Origin of the sequence: Paraburkholderia sediminicola, assembly GCF_046027825.1 — a bacterium.
GTDB lineage: Bacteria > Pseudomonadota > Gammaproteobacteria > Burkholderiales > Burkholderiaceae > Paraburkholderia > Paraburkholderia sediminicola_D.
The window spans coordinates 68,966-87,913 of sequence record NZ_JAQQDU010000025.1; the positions used below are offsets into that span (position 1 = coordinate 68,966).

The 18,948-nt window shown below is 62.4% G+C and carries 13 protein-coding genes; 7 read left to right on the top strand and 6 right to left on the bottom strand.

The genetic code is table 11. The annotated features are described in order from the left end of the window. The first annotated feature begins 143 nt into the window (after positions 1–143). From PQQ96_RS16030 to PQQ96_RS16040, 3 genes are all read left to right on the top strand, one after another. Positions 144–1,490, top strand: coding sequence for an adenylosuccinate synthase (locus tag PQQ96_RS16030; RefSeq protein WP_408293443.1), 1,347 nt, complete (start codon positions 144–146; stop codon positions 1,488–1,490). A gap of 3 nt (positions 1,491–1,493) precedes the next feature. Then, on the top strand, positions 1,494–2,084 hold the full coding sequence (locus PQQ96_RS16035; protein ID WP_408293445.1) for a phosphoribosyltransferase: 591 nt from the start codon (positions 1,494–1,496) through the stop codon (positions 2,082–2,084). A 321-nt stretch (positions 2,085–2,405) separates the two neighbouring features. Continuing rightward, positions 2,406–4,292 (top strand): potassium transporter Kup, encoded by a 1,887-nt coding sequence (locus tag PQQ96_RS16040; RefSeq protein WP_408293447.1) that lies wholly within the window; start codon positions 2,406–2,408, stop codon positions 4,290–4,292. Positions 4,293–4,458: 166 nt separating this feature from the next. Here the strand turns inward: PQQ96_RS16040 and PQQ96_RS16045 are convergent, their stop codons facing one another. Then, positions 4,459–6,804: a Tex family protein gene (locus PQQ96_RS16045; protein ID WP_408293450.1), complete on the bottom strand. Its 2,346-nt coding sequence runs from the start codon at positions 6,802–6,804 to the stop codon at positions 4,459–4,461. Positions 6,805–7,172: 368 nt separating this feature from the next. On the opposite strand from PQQ96_RS16045, the gene PQQ96_RS16050 reads away from it, so the two are divergent. From PQQ96_RS16050 to yoaA, 3 genes are all read left to right on the top strand, one after another. Further along, positions 7,173–8,108 carry a hypothetical protein gene (locus PQQ96_RS16050; RefSeq protein ID WP_408293491.1) on the top strand — a complete coding sequence of 312 codons (936 nt, stop codon included), beginning with the start codon at positions 7,173–7,175 and terminating at the stop codon, positions 8,106–8,108. Between the two features lie 129 nt (positions 8,109–8,237). Beyond that, complete coding sequence (locus PQQ96_RS16055) at positions 8,238–8,456, top strand: DUF465 domain-containing protein (RefSeq protein ID WP_074282971.1); 219 nt, start codon at positions 8,238–8,240, stop codon at positions 8,454–8,456. 63 nt (positions 8,457–8,519) lie between these two features. Next, entirely contained in the window at positions 8,520–10,799 is a 2,280-nt protein-coding gene (gene yoaA, locus PQQ96_RS16060; protein WP_408293452.1) for a DNA repair helicase YoaA, read from the top strand. Positions 10,800–10,946: 147 nt separating this feature from the next. On the opposite strand, the gene PQQ96_RS16065 is transcribed toward yoaA, so the two are convergent. Both PQQ96_RS16065 and PQQ96_RS16070 read right to left on the bottom strand, forming a co-directional pair. After that, positions 10,947–11,210 (bottom strand): hypothetical protein, encoded by a 264-nt coding sequence (locus PQQ96_RS16065; protein ID WP_408293455.1) that lies wholly within the window; start codon positions 11,208–11,210, stop codon positions 10,947–10,949. Between the two features lie 231 nt (positions 11,211–11,441). Further along, on the bottom strand, positions 11,442–12,692 hold the full coding sequence (locus PQQ96_RS16070) for a JmjC domain-containing protein (RefSeq protein ID WP_408293457.1): 1,251 nt from the start codon (positions 12,690–12,692) through the stop codon (positions 11,442–11,444). A 32-nt stretch (positions 12,693–12,724) separates the two neighbouring features. Here PQQ96_RS16070 and PQQ96_RS16075 point away from each other — a divergent pair, with 32 nt between their 5' ends. After that, on the top strand, positions 12,725–13,267 hold the full coding sequence (locus tag PQQ96_RS16075; protein WP_093633511.1) for an FKBP-type peptidyl-prolyl cis-trans isomerase: 543 nt from the start codon (positions 12,725–12,727) through the stop codon (positions 13,265–13,267). On the opposite strand, the gene PQQ96_RS16080 is transcribed toward PQQ96_RS16075, so the two are convergent. The 3 genes from PQQ96_RS16080 to lplT form a co-directional block, all read right to left on the bottom strand. Continuing rightward, the gene (locus PQQ96_RS16080) at positions 13,247–14,614 is read right to left on the bottom strand and encodes a hypothetical protein (RefSeq protein ID WP_408293460.1); all 1,368 of its coding nucleotides are present in this window, start codon (positions 14,612–14,614) and stop codon (positions 13,247–13,249) included. The genes PQQ96_RS16075 and PQQ96_RS16080 overlap by 21 nt on opposite strands. After that, positions 14,601–17,300 carry a DNA mismatch repair protein MutS gene (mutS, locus tag PQQ96_RS16085; protein ID WP_408293463.1) on the bottom strand — a complete coding sequence of 900 codons (2,700 nt, stop codon included), beginning with the start codon at positions 17,298–17,300 and terminating at the stop codon, positions 14,601–14,603. Before mutS ends, PQQ96_RS16080 begins: the two co-directional genes overlap by 14 nt. Before the next feature lie 146 nt (positions 17,301–17,446). After that, a complete protein-coding gene (lplT, locus tag PQQ96_RS16090; RefSeq protein ID WP_408293466.1) occupies positions 17,447–18,745 on the bottom strand; it encodes a lysophospholipid transporter LplT in 1,299 nt (432 codons plus the stop codon). Positions 18,746–18,948 lie beyond the last annotated feature (203 nt).

Genomic DNA, 18,948 nt, shown 5'->3' on the forward strand with positions numbered 1-18,948 from the left:
CGTCGCCGGACCCGGCGCGGCCACTCGCCGCGCTATTTTCGATATACCCAACATAACGTGCATACCGTTGAGCGGAAACGGAAAAATTCGGAAGGTTCCGCGAACATAGGTAGAATACGTTTTTAACCAGCTTACGAAACAACATGTCTGCCAGCGCAGTGAATGTGAACCCCGGGCGTAACGTCGTCGTCGTGGGAACCCAGTGGGGTGATGAAGGCAAGGGCAAGATCGTCGACTGGCTGACGGACCACGCTCAAGGCGTCGTTCGCTTCCAGGGCGGTCACAATGCCGGTCACACGCTTATCATCGGCGGCAAGAAAACCATCTTGCGTCTGATTCCGTCGGGCATCATGCATCCCGGCGTCGCGTGCTACATCGGCAATGGCGTCGTGTTGTCGCCGGAAGCGCTGTTCAAGGAAATTGGCGAGCTCGAAGCCGCCGGGGTCGATGTTCAGAATCGCCTCTTCATTTCCGAAGCCACCACCCTGATTCTGCCGTACCACATTGCCATCGACCAGGGCCGCGAAGCGCGCCGTGGCGCGAGCAAGATCGGCACCACCGGCCGCGGCATCGGCCCGGCCTACGAAGACAAGGTGGCGCGCCGCGGTTTGCGCGTGCAAGACCTGTTCGAGCCGGAAAGCTTTGCCGAACGTCTGCGTGAAAATCTCGATTACCACAACTTCGTGTTGACGCAATACCTGGGCGTCGCAGCGGTCGACTTCCAGCAAACGCTCGACACGATGCTGAGCTACGCCGATCGTCTGAAGCCGATGGTGACCGACGTGTCGCGCCGTCTGTACGACGAAAACGCAGCCGGCAACAACCTGCTGTTCGAAGGCGCGCAAGGCACGCTGCTCGATATCGACCACGGCACCTATCCGTACGTCACGTCGAGCAACTGCGTGGCCGGTGCGGCGACTGCGGGCGCGGGCGTCGGTCCGCAAAAGCTGAACTACATTCTCGGCATCACCAAGGCGTATTGCACGCGCGTCGGTTCGGGCCCGTTCCCGAGCGAACTGTACGACGCGGATAACGCCGCGCGTCAGGAACCCATCGGCCTGGAACTCGCCAAGGTCGGCAAGGAATTCGGCTCGGTCACCGGCCGTCCGCGCCGCACCGGCTGGCTCGACGCCGCCGCGCTGCGCCGCTCGATCCAGATCAACGGCGTGTCGGGTCTGTGCATGACCAAGCTCGACGTGCTCGACGGCCTCGACGAAGTGAAGCTGTGCATTGGCTACACGGTCGACGGCAAGGATGTCGACCTGCTGCCGCGTGGGGCGTCGGAAGTCGCGCGTTGCGTGCCGGTGTACGAAACCTTCCCGGGCTGGAAAGAAAGCACCGTCGGCATCACGGAATGGGACAAACTGCCGGCCAGCGCGCGTGCGTATCTGACGCGTGTGCAGGAAGTCGCGGGCATTCCGATCGACATGGTGTCGACCGGTCCGGATCGCGACGAAACGATTCTGCTTCGTCATCCGTTCAAGGTTTAAGCCATGGTGCAAGGTGTACCCATGATTGCGATGAAAGATCCGCGCAACGATGAGAAGAACCTGTGGGTTGGCTGGGACGAGTATCACCGGCTGATCGAACTGATGGCGTTGCAAGTGCATGAGTCGGGCTGGAAGTTCGACAAGATCCTGTGTCTCGCGCGCGGCGGCTTGCGCGTTGGCGATCAGCTCTCGCGTATTTATGATCTGCCGCTGGCGATTCTCGCCACCAGTTCGTACCGCGAAGCGGCCGGCACGGAGCAGGGCGAACTCGACATCGCGCAATACATTACGATGACGCGCGGCGAACTGCATGGCAACGTGCTGCTGGTCGACGACCTGGTCGATTCCGGTGTGACGCTGGCGCGCGTGCAGCAGCATCTGAAAGAACGCTATCCGGCGATCACCGCCGTGCGTTCAGCGGTGCTCTGGTACAAGGGCTGCTCGAAAGTGAAGCCCGACTATCACGTGCAGTATCTGCCGACCAATCCGTGGATTCACCAGCCGTTCGAGGAATGGGATACGGTTCGGCCGCACAACCTCGGCGCGTGGATCAAGCGCGGCATGCAGCAGGAGCAGCAGTCGTCAGGCAAATGATGCGCGCTACGACGCCGTACTTATTGCGTCGTAGCCAGTGCAGTGTCTGCAGAACGGAGTCCGGTTGGACTCCGTTTTTTTATGTGCGCCGTATGTGTTGTCTATGTCGTATATGTCGCATGTGTGTCGTGCGAACGGTGCCTCGCAAAATGCGCACACCCGCACCGGCGAAACGCCCGACGCAGCAGACGCGCCCAAATCGCAGTGCTACACTTCGCGGACCATCCACGTGGTGTATCCACAACAAGCCGGGCGGCGCTAAGCGGGCAGTTTAGAATAGCGGTCGTTTTTTCCGCTCAGGGAACGGATTTCCTCGCGTCTATGACAGATAACAATCACGTGCGTAAACAGCCTCTGCCTTCCCTCGCGATTGCCGCGATCGGAGTGGTGTTCGGCGACATCGGCACGAGCCCGCTGTACTCGCTGAAAGAGGCGTTCAGCCCGTCACATGGCATTCCGCTGACGGATCAATCGATTCTGGGCGTGATCTCGCTGCTGTTCTGGGCGATCGTGATCGTGGTCAGCATCAAGTACGTATTGTTCGTGATGCGTGCCGACAACAACGGTGAAGGCGGTGTCCTCGCGCTGATGGCGCTGGCGCTGCGCTCTGTCGACCAGAAGTCGAAAGCGGCCGGCTTGCTGATGATGCTCGGCATCTTCGGCGCCTGCATGTTCTATGGCGACGCGGTGATTACGCCCGCCATTTCGGTGATTTCCGCGGTCGAGGGTCTGGAGATCGCGGCGCCCAATATGTCTCATCTGGTGTTGCCGCTCACCATGGTGATTCTCGTGTTGCTGTTCTGGATTCAGCGGCACGGCACGGCCACCGTCGGCCGCCTGTTCGGTCCGATCATGGTGTTGTGGTTCCTGGTGCTCGCAGCGCTGGGCCTGTGGCACATCCTTCAGTCGCCGAACGTGATCCGCGCACTGAACCCGTACTACGCCTACACCTTTATGGCCGCGCATGTGTTGCAGGCCTACGTGGTGCTCGGCTCGGTTGTGCTGGTGCTGACCGGCGCCGAGGCGCTCTACGCCGACATGGGTCACTTCGGCGCCAAACCGATCCGGATGGCGTGGTATTGCCTCGTGATGCCCTCGCTGGTGCTGAACTACTTCGGCCAGGGCGCGTTGCTGATGCATGACCCGAAGGCGATCGAAAACCCGTTCTTCCTGCTCGCGCCGGATTGGGCGTTGCTGCCGCTCGTGGTGCTGTCGACGGTGGCGACCGTGATTGCATCGCAGGCCGTGATTTCCGGTGCCTATTCGCTGACGAGCCAGGCGATCCAGCTCGGCTACGTGCCGCGCATGAAGATCATGCACACGTCGGAACTGGCGATCGGTCAGATCTATGTGCCGGTGGTGAACTGGATGCTGCTGTTCATCATTCTGTGCATCGTGATCGCGTTCAAGAGCTCGGATAACCTCGCCGCCGCCTACGGTATCGCGGTGACGGCCACCATGGTGATCACCACGGTCCTCGCCTGTGTCGTGATGGTCAAGGTGTGGAAGTGGAACAAGTTCCTCGTGGCGATGATCATCGGTGTGTTCATGGTGGTCGACTTAGGCTTTTTCGGCGCCAATCTGCTGAAGGTCGAAGAGGGCGGCTGGTTGCCGCTCGGCATCGGCGCGTTGCTGTTCTTCCTGCTGATGACGTGGTTCAAGGGCCGGATGATCGTCAAGGAGCGTACGGCCGCCGACGGCATTCCGCTCATGCCGTTCCTGCAGGGCCTGCTCGCGCACCCGCCGCATCGCGTGTCCGGTACGGCGATCTATCTGACCGGCAGTGATTCGCTCGTGCCGGTGAGTTTGCTGCACAACCTGAAGCACAACAAGGTGCTGCACGAGCGCACCATTTTTCTGACCTTCGTGACGCTCGATATCCCGTATGTGAAGGATGCTGAACGCGTGACGGTCAAGGATCTCAACGGTGGCTTGTATCTCGTCAAGGCGGCGTACGGTTTCAACGAAACGCCTGACGTGAAGGCGGTGCTGCTCGAGGTGGGCCGCACGCACGACATGACGTTCGAGTTGATGGACACGTCGTTCTTCCTAGCGCGCGAAACGGTGGTGCCGACGCAGTTGCCGGGCATGTCGGTGTGGCGCGAACGTGTGTTCGCGTGGATGCATCAGAACGCCGCCAAACCGACCGACTTCTTCAGCATCCCGGCCAATCGGGTGGTTGAGTTGGGGACGAAGATCGAGATCTGACGACGGACTCAGGCTCGTCAGCGCCTTGCATGCCGAGGCGCTGACGAGGCGCGGTAAGTGAAAAGCGACAAGCGATAAAAAAGCCCACGCAATTGCGTGGGCTTTTTTTCGTCGCTCGGTCTCTTGAACATCAGCGCGCGAGTGACGCACGCGCTGATGAATCCGCTTACTTCTGCTTGAGCTTGGCGAATGCCGCGGCCATTGCGCCGCCTGCTTCCGGTTCACGCGAGCGCGGTTGCTGCGCGCCGCGTCCACCGCCGCCGCCGGAACGGCCGCGATCCTGCTGGGCGCCGCCACTGCTTCGCGGTGCTGCTGCCGCGCCGAACTCGTCGTCCAGACGCATGGTCAGCGCGATACGCTGGCGCTTCACGTCGACTTCCAGCACCTTCACCTTGACGATCTGACCCGCCTTGACCACTTCGTGCGGGTCTTTGATGAACTTCGTCGACATGGCCGACACGTGCACCAGACCGTCCTGATGCACGCCGATGTCGATGAACGCGCCGAAGGCCGCCACGTTCGTCACGACGCCTTCGAGCACCATGCCCGGCATCAGATCGCTGACCTTCTCGACGCCTTCACGGAAGGTCGCGGTCTTGAACTCGGGGCGCGGGTCGCGGCCCGGCTTTTCGAGCTCGAGCAGAATGTCGCGTACGGTCGGCAGGCCGAAGCGTTCGTCGACGAATTCCGCCGGCGACAGGCCGCGCAGGGCGTCGCGATTGCCGAGCACTTCGCCGACATGCTTGCTGATCTTCGCGAGCATGCGTTCCACGACCGGATAGGCTTCCGGGTGAACCGACGAACGGTCGAGCGGGTTCTCGCCGTTGTTGATACGCAGGAACCCGGCAGCCTGTTCGAAGGTTTTGTCGCCCAGACGCGGCACCTTGCGCAGATGTTCGCGCGACGGGAACGGGCCGTTTGCATCGCGATAGTCGACGATGTTGCGAGCGAGCGTGGCGTTCAGACCCGACACGCGCGCCAGCAAGGCGACCGACGCCGTATTGGCATCCACACCGACCGCGTTCACGCAATCCTCGACCACCGCGTCGAGCGAGCGGGCCAGTTCGCGCTGATTCACGTCGTGCTGGTATTGGCCGACGCCGATCGCCTTCGGTTCGATCTTCACCAGTTCCGCGAGCGGATCCTGCAGACGGCGCGCAATCGACACGGCGCCGCGCAGCGACACGTCCATGTCAGGGAATTCCTTCGCCGCGAGTTCTGAGGCCGAGTAGACCGACGCGCCGGCTTCTGACACGACGATCTTCTGCAGCTTGAACTCCGGATGACGCGCGATCAGTTCGCTCGCGAGCTTATCCGTTTCGCGCGACGCCGTGCCGTTGCCGATGCTGATCAGCTCCGCCTGCGTCTGCGCGCAGATGCGCGCCAGTTTCGCGATCGAACCGTCCCAATCGCGGCGCGGCTCGTGCGGATAAATCACGTCGGTGGCGAGCACCTTGCCGGTCCGATCGACCACCGCGACTTTCACGCCGGTGCGCATGCCCGGATCGAGGCCGATCACGGCCTTCGGGCCCGCCGGCGCTGCCAGGAGCAGGTCCTTCAGATTGCGCGCGAACACGCGAATTGCTTCGTGTTCGGCTTCGTCGCGCAGATTGGTCAGCAGTTCGTTTTCGATGTGCGGCTGCACTTTCACGCGCCAGCACCAGCGGCACACGTCGGAGAGCCACTTGTCGCCCGGACGGTTCTGATTGGCGATGCCGAAGTGGCGCGCAATCAGCGCTTCGCCCGGATGCGGCACCTGCGCGTCGAGTTCTTCACCGAGCCCCAGCTTGACCATCAGCACGCCCGCATTGCGGCCGCGGAACAGGGCCAGCGCGCGATGCGACGGCACGGTCCTGATGGTTTCCGCGTAGTCGTAGTAGTCGCGGAATTTCTCTTCTTCCGCGTTTTCCTTGCCTTCGACCACTTTCGACGACACCACGCCCTGGTTAAACAGGTAATCGCGCAGTTTGCCGAGCAGATCCGCGGTTTCGCCGAACTGTTCGGAGAGGATGTCGCGCGCGCCGTCGAGCGCGGCCTTGATGTCGGCGACGCCTTTTTCGGCGTCCACGTAGGCGGCGGCCTCGGTTTGCGGGTCGAGCAGGGGATTGGCCAGCAGCGCGTCGGCAAGCGGCTGCAGGCCGGCTTCGCGGGCGATCTGCGCGCGCGTGCGGCGCTTCGGCTTATAGGGGAGATACAGGTCTTCCAGCACCTGCTTGCTATCGGCGCCTTCGATCGCGGTGCGCAGCTCGTCGGTGAGTTTGCCCTGTTCGTCGATGCTCGCGATGATCGTGGCGCGCCGGTCTTCCAGCTCGCGCAGATACAGCAGGCGTTCCTCGAGATTACGCAGTTGCGTGTCGTCGAGATTGTCGGTCACTTCCTTCCGGTAGCGGGCGATGAACGGAACAGTCGCTCCTTCGTCGAGAAGTTGCACCGCGGCCGCGACCTGGCGCGGCTGGACGGACAGTTCGGCGGCGATGCGCTGTACGATCTTGAGTGCTACGGTTTCCGTCATAAGGTCTTGGTGTTCCTGCTACTCAATCAAAGGTCGCGCGGTAATGACACACGCCGGGCCTACGCCGGGCCCACGTAGGGCACGTTGGTGCATGCTGGGCGTGCGCGCTGCGACCAGGTTGCTGGAGCGGGGCATTTTGCCATAAATGCAAAGGGGCTCAACCGCAGGGTGATAGAATTTCGGGCATGTTCCGTTGACCATTTACGACGTTGCCAACCTCCTTGTCCCTTAACCGCCTGGGCTCCCGCTTGGTCTCTCGCTTGTCACAATTGCCGCCTTTGTTGTCGCCGCGTTTGTCCTGCTCGCCGCTTACATCGCTCGTTTCGGCGTCGCGGTCCGTGTTCAAGCTGGTGTTCCCGTCCAATGGATTGTTTTTCGCGTCATGCGCCGCGTGTGTGGTGGCCGCTGCGCTGGCCATGTCCGCGCCGGCCGTGGCGCAATCCGCAGCGCCGCTCGAGGCCGCCAGCAGTCTCGCGCCGGCCGCTGTTCCGGGCGAGCAGGCGACCAGCGCGGCGGGCACCATGAAGGCCACGGGCGCGGATAATGCCCGCAACACGGAGAATGCTGATAACGCGGCATCGCTGGACAGCGCATTCGACGCGCGGCAGAAAGTGCTGGATCAGCGTACCGAGGAGAACAATTACCGTTACGCGGTCGCCGAACACGATTGCTACAGTACGTTCTTCGTCAACCACTGTCTGAACAAGGCGCGCGACAGCATGCGCTCGGTGCAGGCCGACATTCGCAAGGAACAGCTCGCGCTTGACGGTGAGCAGCGTGTCCAGCGCGCCCGCGAGCGTGACGAGCAGGCCGCGCTCAAACGCGCACAAGACGAAGCGAGCGCGCCGCAACGCGCCGCTGACGACGCGCGCAACGCGCAGGCCTACGAAGACAAGCAGCGCCAGCACCAGCTCGACCAGGCGCAGCGCGCAGCCGAGGCGCCACAGCGCAGCGCTAACGCACAAGCCTATCAGCAGAAGCAGCAGCAGCACGCGCTGGATCAGGCGCAGCGTGGCATCAGTCCGTCGCAAGCCGCAGCCAATACGCAGGCGTACGATCAGAAGCAGGGCGATTTCCAGAAGAAGCTCGAGGAAGCACATCAGCAGGGTGCGCAAAAGGCGCAGGAGCGGGTGGAGAAGCAGCAGAGCTTCGAGAAGAAGCAGGCCGACGCAGCGCAGCACAAAGCCGACGTCGAAGCCCGTCAGAAGCAGGCGGCCGAGAAAGCCGAGCAGAAACGTCAGGACCAGTTGAAACAGCAACAGCAACTCGAAGAACAGCAAAAGCAGCAACAGGAACAACAGTAGGTACGCTGTAGCGGGTTCTGGTAGGGTTGTAGCAGGATAGTAGTCGCCGTAACGCGTTTTAAGCCGGACAGCAACCTCAGGCATCGGGCTGCACCATGCAGCCCGGGCCGCTTACGAGAGGAGGCGAGCATGCGCGATCAACATCACGTCATCACTACGGACACACTGCGCGACCGTATTCTGCAGCTGGAATCGGAGCATAGTGGGCTCGATCGCTTGATCGACCGAATGTCGGATGAGCCCGGCATCGACGACTTCGAGTTGCAGCGCTTGAAAAAACGCAAACTCAAAGTCAAGGACACCATCATCTTGCTGCAATTGCAGCTCGAACCGGACGCACGCGCCTGAGTTCGTGGCCTGGCAGGTGCCGGGTCGCGCCGCGCGCGCCGGACTTTGCAGGAAACGCTTGCCTTGAATTCACCGCTTGATACTTCTTCACGTGCCGCAGGGGGCGATGATGCTCCGACGGCCGGCACTCCGGTGGCCGGCACCCCGGCGCCGCGTCCTCCCACGTCTGCGCTCTCCGCGTCATTGAACCCACGCCGCGTCGCTGAACTGGACGATATCTTCGCCGACAACGGGCTGCTCGCCCGTCAGATCGACGGCTATCGTTCGCGCGCGTCGCAGATCGAGATGTCGCGCGCCGTCGCGGCGGCCATGGAAGCGTCGGGCCGCGCGATGCCTGAGCCCGCGATGTTTGAGGCGCAAAAGCGGCCGTCGCGGCGTCTGCAATCGCCGGGTGCGGATGCTGCGACCGAAGCCCCTGACAACGACGAATCGAACGGTCTCGACGGCAGCGAAAACACGCTGATCGTGGAAGCGGGTACCGGCACGGGCAAGACCTATGCGTATCTGGTGCCGGCCATGTTGTGGGGCGGCAAGGTGATCGTCTCCACCGGCACCAAGCATTTGCAGGATCAGCTCTTTCAGCGCGACATTCCGACCGTGCGCGATGCGCTCGCCGTGCCGGTGTCGGTGGCGATGCTCAAGGGCCGCGCGAACTACCTGTGCCATTACTATCTGCAGCGCACCGCGGATAACGGCCGTCTGCCGTCGCGCCAGGAAACCTCGTATCTGCAGGACATCATTCGCTTCGCCAAGATCACGCGCACCGGCGACAAGGCCGAACTCGCGAGCGTGCCGGAAACGGCGGCGGTGTGGTCGATGGTCACGTCCACGCGTGAAAACTGTCTTGGCCAGGAGTGCCCGCATTACAAGGAGTGCTTCGTGATGCAGGCGCGCCGCGAGGCGCAGCAGGCCGACATCGTGGTGGTCAATCACCATCTGTTTTTCGCCGACATCATGTTGCGCGATACCGGCATGGCTGAATTGCTGCCCACCGCCAACACCGTTATCTTCGACGAAGCGCATCAACTGCCGGAAACCGCGACGCTATTCTTCGGCGAGACGCTCTCCACGACGCAATTTCTCGAACTCGCACGCGATTCCGTGGCTGAGGGTCTGGGCCATGCACGCGAAACGGTCGACTGGGTGACGCTTGGCTCGACCCTCGAACGTGCGGCGCGCGACGTGCGGCTGGCGTTCAAGGAAGACTCGGTGCGGCTATCGATCGGGCAGTTGCCCGACGATCATCCGTTGTTCCCTGCGCTCGAAACGCTCGAAACCGAACTCGATGCTTTGGCCTCGGCGCTGGCCGGTCAGGCCGAGCGTGCCGAGTCGATTGGCGCGTGTTTGCGCCGCGCACGCGAGCTGCAAGGCGTGCTCGCGGGTTGGACCACGCCACCCACCGAAACCGAGCGCGCAGCCGCTGAGCAGGCCGCGACCGACGCCAAGGCCGAGCGCGCCGATCCGAATGAAAAGGTGCGCTGGATCGAAGTCTTTTCGCACACCGTGCAGTTGCACGAAACACCGCTGTCGGTCGCGCCGATCTTCGCGAAGCAGCGTGCCGGCGTGCCGCGCGCGTGGATCTTCACGTCGGCCACGTTGTCGGTGCGGGGTGACTTCACGCACTATGCGGCGCAGATGGGCCTGAACGCGAAACGTTCGATGACGCTGCCGAGTCCCTTCGACTATCCGACGCAGGGGCTTCTGTACGTGCCGCGTAATTTGCCGCAGCCTTCGTCGCCGATGTTTACCGACGCCGTGTTCGACGCTGCATTACCCGCAATCGAAGCATCGGGCGGCGGCGTATTCATGCTGTGCACGACGTTGCGCGCGGTGGACCGCATCTCGGCCAAATTGCGCGACACCATTGAAGCGCGCGGCTGGAACTATCCGCTGCTTGTGCAGGGTGATGCGAGCCGCACCGAGTTGCTCGATCGCTTCCGTGCGTACGGCAATGCGATTCTGGTGGGCAGTCAAAGCTTCTGGGAAGGGGTGGACGTACGTGGCGATGCGCTCTCGCTGGTCGTGATCGACAAGCTGCCATTCGCGCCGCCTGATGACCCGGTGCTGTCGGCGCGTCTGGATGCGCTGACGAAGAAAGGATTGAGCCCGTTTGCGGTCCATCAGTTGCCGCAGGCGGTGATTACGCTCAAGCAGGGCGCAGGCCGTCTGATTCGCGCTGAGACCGATCGTGGCGTACTGATGATCTGCGACACGCGTCTCGTCGACAAACCGTATGGGCGCCGTATATGGCAGAGCCTGCCGCCATTCAAGCGCACACGTGAGATCGAAGTTGTGCGCGAGTTTTTCGAAGAGAGCGAAACACCGGCTCAGCCGGCTCAATAAACGATTAAGTGAGTGCCGTTGTAAAAAGCGGCGCTTAAATGACAAAACGCCACGGATGTGAATCCGTGGCGTTTTGCTTTACTGCCCGGAAAATCGAGGTGATTTTCCGGAGCAGTTTTCGCCCAGAGGCGAACCCTATGCGACAGCTTACTGGCTTGCGCCCGAAGCCGGAGCAGCAGCCGAAGCGGCAGCCGTTGCATCCGAAGCAGCGGCCGTAGCCGAAGCAGCAGCGTCGCTCGCAGCAGCAGCACCCGAAGCAGCCGTCGAAACGTCCGAAGCGGCAGCAGTTGCTGACGAAGCAGCAGCCGTTGCGTCGCTAGCTGCGGTCGTAGCTGCCTGATCGCTGCTCTTGTTGCATGCAGCCAGTGCCACAGCTGCCAACAGGGATGCTACGAGGAGGGATTTCTTCATGATCACGTCCTTTTATGGTTAAAGGTAAGCAACAGCGCAAAATAATACCGGTAATGTGCTCCAACACCGACCTGGGCCGCTGGTGGAGACGCTCTTTTGACGAGCTAGAATCTTCCCTACGGCTTGGGCGGAAATTATATGCACTTTCGTACTGACAATCCATAAATCCGGGGTCAATACGTTGTCTTTCTCATACAAAATTTCACAGTACGGTATAACAGGCAGGCAGAGTTACGCAAGCTCGCCCACTTGTATCCAGCCCGCACAATACCACTCGTGCAGCAGTGCTGTCACCGCCGAATCGTGCGAGAGTGTTACAAAGCGTTTCGCACTCATACACCGCTGATCAGCGAGGTCAAACAACCATTTTTTTGCCCCATCAAACGGCGTTTCCTCTCCATTTACGAAGAAAAAACGGCGGTTGTACAACAAATTAGTCTTGCGGTCGAGCCGAATGCCGGACTTCGATGCCTGACTGATGAAACGAGTGGCATTAAGCGGTCGTTGCGGTGGATCAAACACGACGCTCGGCTTCGGTTCGCTCAGGTACGTACCAAGGAACGACGCAATGTCCTTCTCACTCCATTTGACTCCCGCAAGGATCGCGCCAACCCGTTCGATCAAGGCGGCGGGCAGTTCTGCCGGACGATCGACAGCGGGTTGTTGCGGGTCGCGATACAGCGCATCGGGCCGCGGGGCCGACTCGCCGCGTTCGGCCAGGTGATAGAGGAACTGCGCGGTCAATTCACCTGCGGACGGGGCGCGAAAGCCGATCGAGCAGGTCATGCATTCGCCCTCGGCGATACCGTCGTGGGCGATATGCGGCGGCAGGTACAGCATGTCGCCCGGCTCAAGCAGCCATTCCTCTTCCGGCTCGAAATGCTGTAAAACTTTCAACGGCAAACCCGGTTGGAGCGTCAGATCTTTCTGCGCACTGATCCGCCACCGGCGCTTACCTTTTACTTGCAAAAGAAACACATCGTAGGAATCGAAGTGGGGGCCGACGCCGCCACCATCGCTCGCATACGAAATCATCAAATCGTCCAGACGCGCGTCCGGCACGAAGCGGAAGCGGTCGAGCAAGGCGCGCGCGCGATCGTCGTAGAGGTCCACGCCTTGCACGAGCAGCGTCCAGGCGCGCTGCTTGAGCGACGGCAGTTCATCCGGCGCGAACGGGCCGTGCTCCATTTGCCATTTGTTGCGAAAGTGCGTGATCAGACGCGCTTCGACTTCGTCCTGATCGGCCAGCTCGAAAAACTCGTCGCGCGACAGCGGCGCTTCCACGTTCGGGATCGCCTGGCGGATCAGCAGCGGCTTTTTCTGCCAGTACCGGCGCATGAATTGCGACGGCGTCAGGTTGCCGAGCAAGGGCGTGGGCGTGTCCGGCGAGGGCGGGAGAATAGGGAGCGCCGGCTTTGAAGCCGGTGAAGAATTCCGTGCCGAAGCTGCATCGGCCGGGTGGTCAGTGGGCCGCTTGGGCATCGTATAATGTGAGTTGTATTCTGGAGAATCGAATGAAAATCGCAAAGAACACCGTCGTGTCGGTCGCTTATAAGCTATCGGATGCGCAGGGCAATCTGATTGAAGAAAGCGACGAGCCGATGGTCTATCTGCACGGCGGCTATGATGGCACGTTCCCCAAGATCGAGGAAGAGCTCGACGGCCACGAGGCCGGCTTCGAGACCCAGATCCAGCTTGAGCCGCAAGACGCGTTCGGCGAGTACGACCCCGATCTCGTGAAGATCGAGCCGCGCGATCGCTTCCCGGAACCGCTCGAAGTCGGCATGCAATTCGAGGGCACGCCGGAAGAAGGCGATGAGGATCTCGATTCGCTCGTGTACGTGGTGACCGACGTGGCAGAAGACAAAGTCGTGCTCGACGGCAACCATCCGCTCGCTGGCATGGCGCTGCGTTTCGCGTTGACGGTCAAGGACGTGCGTCCGGCTACCGAAGACGAAATCCAGCACGAACACGCCCATGGCGCTGACGGCCTCGAAGTCCTCGATGACGATGACGACGAAGCCGAAGACGACAAGTCAGGGCCCACGCTGCACTGAGCTTGCGGGCATGCCGGGAGCGCCTGAAGGCGCACCTGGCACACCTGGCACACCTGGCGCATGCGGCGGCAAAACGGCCGAGGCGGGCGGGGCGGACATGGCCGGCCCATACTCGCCGTTGCCGTCGTCCGCCGGTCCACGTTGCTGCTGAACCGGTTGTGGCTGTCCAGACGGCTGCAACAACGGCGGCAACTCGGAAGCCGGACCTAACGCAGGCACGGCCGGTATCGAAGCTGCCGGCTCTTCGCGCGGCGGCACAGGCGGTGCCGTGGGCATCGGCATTTGCTTCGGCACATCGCGCACACTCACGCGGAACGGCGGCTTCTTGCTGAGATCCGCTTCAATCTGAATCCACTGGTTAAGACGATCATGCGGCGCGAACGCGATACGTGTGAGATTCGTCACCAGCGCCCCCTTGTCATTGCGTAGCGGCTGATCGATCGCGAAGCCGGCGCTCGCGCGTTCATCGTCGCAATGAATTACCAGTACGGGGCCGCGAAAAATCTGCGCGAGTTTGACGAGGCTGCGTTTGAATTCCAGAAAACCGTCGCGGCGCGTATTGCGAGTAAAGCGCAGCCACGCAAAACGGTCGGGCCGTTCGTAACGCTCCGGATCGGGGTCGCCCTGAATGAACACGACAATCGCGCGCGCGTCGCGGCGTTTCGCGTATTCGGCAGCGTGCTCGAGCCAGAATGCATTGGCGATCACGCGATCTTCGAACTCGCCGTTGCGACCGCCCGCAGTCAGGTAGTGATTGTTCGGGCTCGGCGCGTTCAGACCGACAAACACGGTATCGCCGACTTGCCAGCGCGCGTTCTCCCGGAACTGACGAAAGCGCGACACTTCGCTCTCGCGCGTCAATGCGATCGGGTTCTGACCCATCGACGTGGAGTCGGTGAACAGGGTCTGGCGTAGTTGATCGAGCCGCTCGACCGGGTCGAAGCCACCGGCCTCAGTTGTGCCGCAGTCGGCCCAGTCGTGCTGGCCTGGAATAAAGAAGAGGGCGGGCCGCGACGTTTCGAGCAGCGCGTGGCGCCGTTCGTATAAGGCATCGCGGCAGGCTTCTTTCGCGCCCTTCAGATTCCCGTCGTAGACGATGAACGATACGTCGCGCTCGCGGCTGATCGCTTCGATCAGGCGTTGCGTCGGCGCTTCGTCGGCAGGGCTTTGCATTGTGTTGGCGATGACCGCGAAGGCATAGCGCGGTGCTTCGGCATGCGCGAGCGGGGCAAACGCCACGAGCGCCACCAGCGGCACGAGGCCGCCCGTGAACGTGAGGGCGAGGGTCAGCGCCGCGCAAAGTTTGCGCGGACGTGGCGAGGGCCTGTGTGCGTCAATGATCTGCATCCGGCGCGGCGGCCAGGGCATGCAGTTCGTACAGCAGATCGAGCGCTTCGCGCGGCCGCAGATCGTTCGGATCGATGGCGCGCAAACGTTCGACGAGTGCCTGCATGGCTGGCGATGCCGCTGCTGAGTCAGGCCTGGTGTCGTGCTTGTCGCCACGATCGTCGTCGGCGTCTTCGACCAGCATAGGCACCGGGGCTGCGAACAGATCAAGTTGCGGTGCGGGTTGCGCCGCCGATTGCTGTTCGAGATGCGCGAGATGTTTGCGGGCTGCGCGAATCACCGCGTTCGGCACACCGGCCAGTTGCGCGACCTGCAAACCGTAGCTCTGATTCGCCGGACCTTCACTGACCGCATGCAGGAACACGATGCCGTGCCCATGCTCGACGGCCGAGAGGTGCACATTGGCCGCCTGGGGAAACTCGGCGGGCAACTGCGTCAATTCGAAGTAGTGTGTGGCGAACAGCGTATGACAACCGTTGTGCGAGAGCAGGTGCCGCGCGATGGCCCAGGCCAGCGCCAGGCCGTCGAAGGTCGACGTGCCGCGCCCGATCTCGTCCATCAGCACGAGACTTTGCGGTGTTGCGTCGTTCAGAATCGCCGCCGCTTCCGTCATCTCCACCATGAAGGTCGAACGGCCGCCGGCCAGATCGTCCGCTGCGCCGATCCGCGTGAAGATGCGATCGATCGGACCGAATGCCGCGCGCCGTGCCGGCACGTAGCTGCCAACGTACGCCAGCAACGCGATCAACGCGGTCTGCCGCATGAAGGTCGACTTACCGCCCATGTTCGGGCCGGTAATCAGCAGCAGTTTGCGCTCGGGTGTGAGCGTGCAGTCGTTAGCGATGAATTGCTCGACCTGCGCCTCGACGACCGGATGCCGGCCCTGTTCGATTTCGATGCCGGTATCCGGCGAAAACGTCGGCGCGACCCAATCGAGCGCGCGGGCGCGTTCGGCGAAGGCCGCCAGCAGATCGAGTTCGGCGAGTGCCGCGGAGACCCGCTGGCAGTCCGGGATAAAAGGCAGCAGCGCCTGCAGCAGGGCGTCGTAAAGCGAGCGTTCGCGGGCCAGCGCGCGTTCCTGCGCGGACAGCGCCTTGTCCTCGAACGTTTTCAGTTCCGGCGTGATGTAGCGCTCGGCGTTTTTCAGCGTCTGACGGCGGCGGTAATCGTCCGGCACCTTGTCAGTCTGGCCGCGCGTGACTTCGATATAGAAGCCGTGCACCTTGTTGTACTCGACGCGCAGATTGCCGATGCCGGTGCGCGCCCGTTCGCGCGTTTCGAGGTCGATCAGGAACTGCCCGCAGTTCTCCGAAATATCTCGCAACTCATCAAGTTCCGCATCGTAGCCGCGGGCGATCACGCCGCCGTCGCGCACCATCGCGGAGGGCTCTTGCGCGACCGCGCGCTTGAGCAATTCGACGCACGCTTGCGGCGGTTCCAGCGACGCGTCGATACGCGCCAGCGAATCCGCGTTCGACGATACGGCTGCGAGTTGCGTGCGCAATTCGGGCAAGGCGATGAACGTATCGCGCAGGCTCGACAGATCGCGAGGCCGCGCCGACAGCAGCGCGAGACGCCCGGTAATCCGCTCGATGTCGGAGATCTGCCGCAACGCGCCGCGGAGCGTTTCGACGCTTGCCCCTGGCGGCGCGTCGAGCAATGCGCCGATAGCCTGCTGACGCGCTTGCGCCACGGCGGCTTCGCGCGGCGGATGATGCAGCCAGTGACGCAGCAGGCGGCTGCCCATCGTCGTGCAGCAGGTGTCGAGCAGCGAGCACAGCGTGGGCGATTCGGTGCCGCGCAGCGTTTCCGTGAGTTCAAGATTGCGGCGCGTAGCGGGGTCGAGCCCGATATATTCGGACTCGTACTCGACCTTCAGGCTGCGCACGTGACGCAATTGCTGGCCTTGCGTGGCCGCTGCATACAGGAGCAGCGCGCCGGCCGCGCCGCATGCCGCGGTCAGTGAATGCGCGCCGAAGCCATCGAGGCCGGCCACTTCCAGTTGATCGCACAGACGCTGCGTGCCCGAGGCGATATCGAAGTGCCAGACCGGCACGCGGGTGAGGGCGCCGGCGTTGACAGGCGGCGTCCAGCTCGCGGACTCGCCGGCCGCATCGGCCACCAGAATTTCCGCGGGACGAATCCGTTCGAGCGCTGCGGCCACCTGGTCGGGCGCAACTTCGGCGAGGCGCAGTGCGCCGCTCGCCAGATTCAGCCACGCGAGCCCGACGCTCGTCGCGACGCCGCGGCGGTTATGCGCGACGCACAGCGCCATCAGATAGACGTCGTTCTTGTCGGACAGGAGTGCCGCGTCCGTCAGCGTACCCGGCGTGACCACGCGCATGACTTTGCGCTCGACGGGTCCTTTCGAGGTGGCCGGATCGCCAATCTGCTCGCAAATCGCGACAGATTCGCCGAGCTTCACCAGCTTGGCCAGATACTGTTCGACCGCGTGATGCGGTACACCCGCCATCTTGATCGGATTGCCCGCCGACGCGCCACGCTGCGTCAATGTTAAATCGAGCAGACGCGCGGCCTTTTCCGCATCTTCGAAAAAGAGCTCGTAAAAGTCGCCCATCCGGTAGAACACCAGCGTGCCCGGATGATCCGCCTTGATGCGGAGGTACTGCTGCATCATTGGCGTGTGTTGTGCGACGTCATTGGCCGCTGCGGTTTGAATGCCCATCCTCGGTGTCTTTTTGCGTTAGCTGTTCAGGGCGTGAGTTTAACCTGCCGGGGCGGCAAGCGGACCCTGGCCGGACGGCCAATCCGCAAAGCATTTCCGAGCCCCATGCTAATTTTCGCGAAAGCCGGGCGACGCTCGCCACGCCGTCATTCTTCCACCAGCGCCCGCATATCCACCGTGCGCTCATTCACGGCACTGCGCCGTTTTGCGAGCCACATCATGAATGTGATGAAACTGCCGAACACGACGATGATCCATTGCGCCGGCATCTTCGCAGTGAGCAGCACCGCGTAGGCGCCGAGCATCAGCAGCACGGCCAGATTCTGGTTGAAATTCTGCACCGCGATCGAATGCCCCGCGGAGAGCAGCGTCGCGCCGCGATGCTGCAGCAGAGCGTTCATCGGCACGATGAAAAAGCCGGACAGCGCGCCGAGCAGGATCATCAGCGGATAGGCGAGCAGGATATAGATCGGCAGAACATACGAGCCGATACGAATACCGGCGCCCGCTGGAAACAGGTCTTTGTTGTAGAACGCCACGGCGATCGCTACCGCGCCGGTGAGAATGCCGATTGGCAGCACGCGCAGCGACTTGCGCAATGGAATCAGCGCGGCCGCCGCAGCCGCGCCGACCGCGATGCCAAGACCCGTGACGCCTTGCATCACGGCCGCCTTCGACAGCGACAAGCCAAGGTTGACGTTCGCCCATTTGAGCACCAGCAATTGCAGCGTGACCGCGCCGCCCCACATCAGCGTCGTGACCCAGAGCGCGATCTGCGCGAGCTTGTCGGCCCACAGCACGTTGAAGCAATGATAGAAGTCGCCGACCAGTTTCTTCGGTTCGGTCAAACGATTCGGATAACGCGCGCCGGTGTCGGGAATGAAGATGTTGATCCCCGCTGCGATGGCATAAGTGACCATCACCGCGAACATGGCCAGGTCGGCGGAGGAGCGGATCAGCGGCAAATGCGCATGCGCGACGAACTTATCGGCGACGGTGCTGATCAGCGCGCCGCCGACCATCGTGCCGACAATGGTCGACAGGACGGTGGCCGATTCGAGCCAGGCGTTCGCCTTGACGAGTTTTTCCGCGGGCAGGAGTTCGGTGAGAATGCCGTATTTGGCCGGCGAATACGCGGCCGCGCCAAAGCCGACCACGCCGTACGCGATCATCGGATGAACTCCGGCGATCATCATCAGGCAGCCGCTCGCCTTGAGGGCGTTGGAGACGAACATGACGTGCCGCTTTTGCATCGCGTCGGCGAACGCGCCGACGAAGGGGGCGAGCAACACGTAGGAGATGGTGAAGAACATCTGCAGCATCGGCGTGACCCAGGCGGCCGAACGGATCACCGATAGCAGGGCGATGGCGGCGATCAGCAGTGCATTGTCCGCGAGCGACGAAATGAACTGCGCCGCGATGATTGTGTAGAAGCCTTTTTTCATGAAGCGGATTGGAAGCTGCGCGACACTCTGGTGCGAAGCGGGGCGCTGCGAAGCACGCGCGAAACGCAACCGGCGATCGAGCGTGCCGGCGCGGCTTCCCGCTTTGTAGCACGAACGCCTGCCGGTTGCAGGCGCGCCAACGAAAAAGCGGCCGAAGCCGCTTGACGTGTTGCTGATGCTGGCGCGGAACCGGCCGTGTAACG

Excerpts from the sequence above, each read along its gene's own strand:
- PQQ96_RS16030 (WP_408293443.1), top strand. The coding sequence starts at position 144 with ATGTCTGCCAGCGCAGTGAATGTGAACCCCGGGCGTAACGTCGTCGTC.
- PQQ96_RS16035 (WP_408293445.1), top strand. The coding sequence starts at position 1,494 with ATGGTGCAAGGTGTACCCATGATTGCGATGAAAGATCCGCGCAACGAT.
- PQQ96_RS16040 (WP_408293447.1), top strand. The coding sequence starts at position 2,406 with ATGACAGATAACAATCACGTGCGTAAACAGCCTCTGCCTTCCCTCGCG.
- PQQ96_RS16045 (WP_408293450.1), bottom strand. The coding sequence starts at position 6,804 with ATGACGGAAACCGTAGCACTCAAGATCGTACAGCGCATCGCCGCCGAA.
- PQQ96_RS16055 (WP_074282971.1), top strand. The coding sequence starts at position 8,238 with ATGCGCGATCAACATCACGTCATCACTACGGACACACTGCGCGACCGT.
- PQQ96_RS16065 (WP_408293455.1), bottom strand. The coding sequence starts at position 11,210 with ATGAAGAAATCCCTCCTCGTAGCATCCCTGTTGGCAGCTGTGGCACTG.
- PQQ96_RS16070 (WP_408293457.1), bottom strand. The coding sequence starts at position 12,692 with ATGCCCAAGCGGCCCACTGACCACCCGGCCGATGCAGCTTCGGCACGG.
- PQQ96_RS16075 (WP_093633511.1), top strand. The coding sequence starts at position 12,725 with ATGAAAATCGCAAAGAACACCGTCGTGTCGGTCGCTTATAAGCTATCG.
- PQQ96_RS16080 (WP_408293460.1), bottom strand. The coding sequence starts at position 14,614 with ATGCAGATCATTGACGCACACAGGCCCTCGCCACGTCCGCGCAAACTT.
- mutS (WP_408293463.1), bottom strand. The coding sequence starts at position 17,300 with ATGGGCATTCAAACCGCAGCGGCCAATGACGTCGCACAACACACGCCA.
- lplT (WP_408293466.1), bottom strand. The coding sequence starts at position 18,745 with ATGAAAAAAGGCTTCTACACAATCATCGCGGCGCAGTTCATTTCGTCG.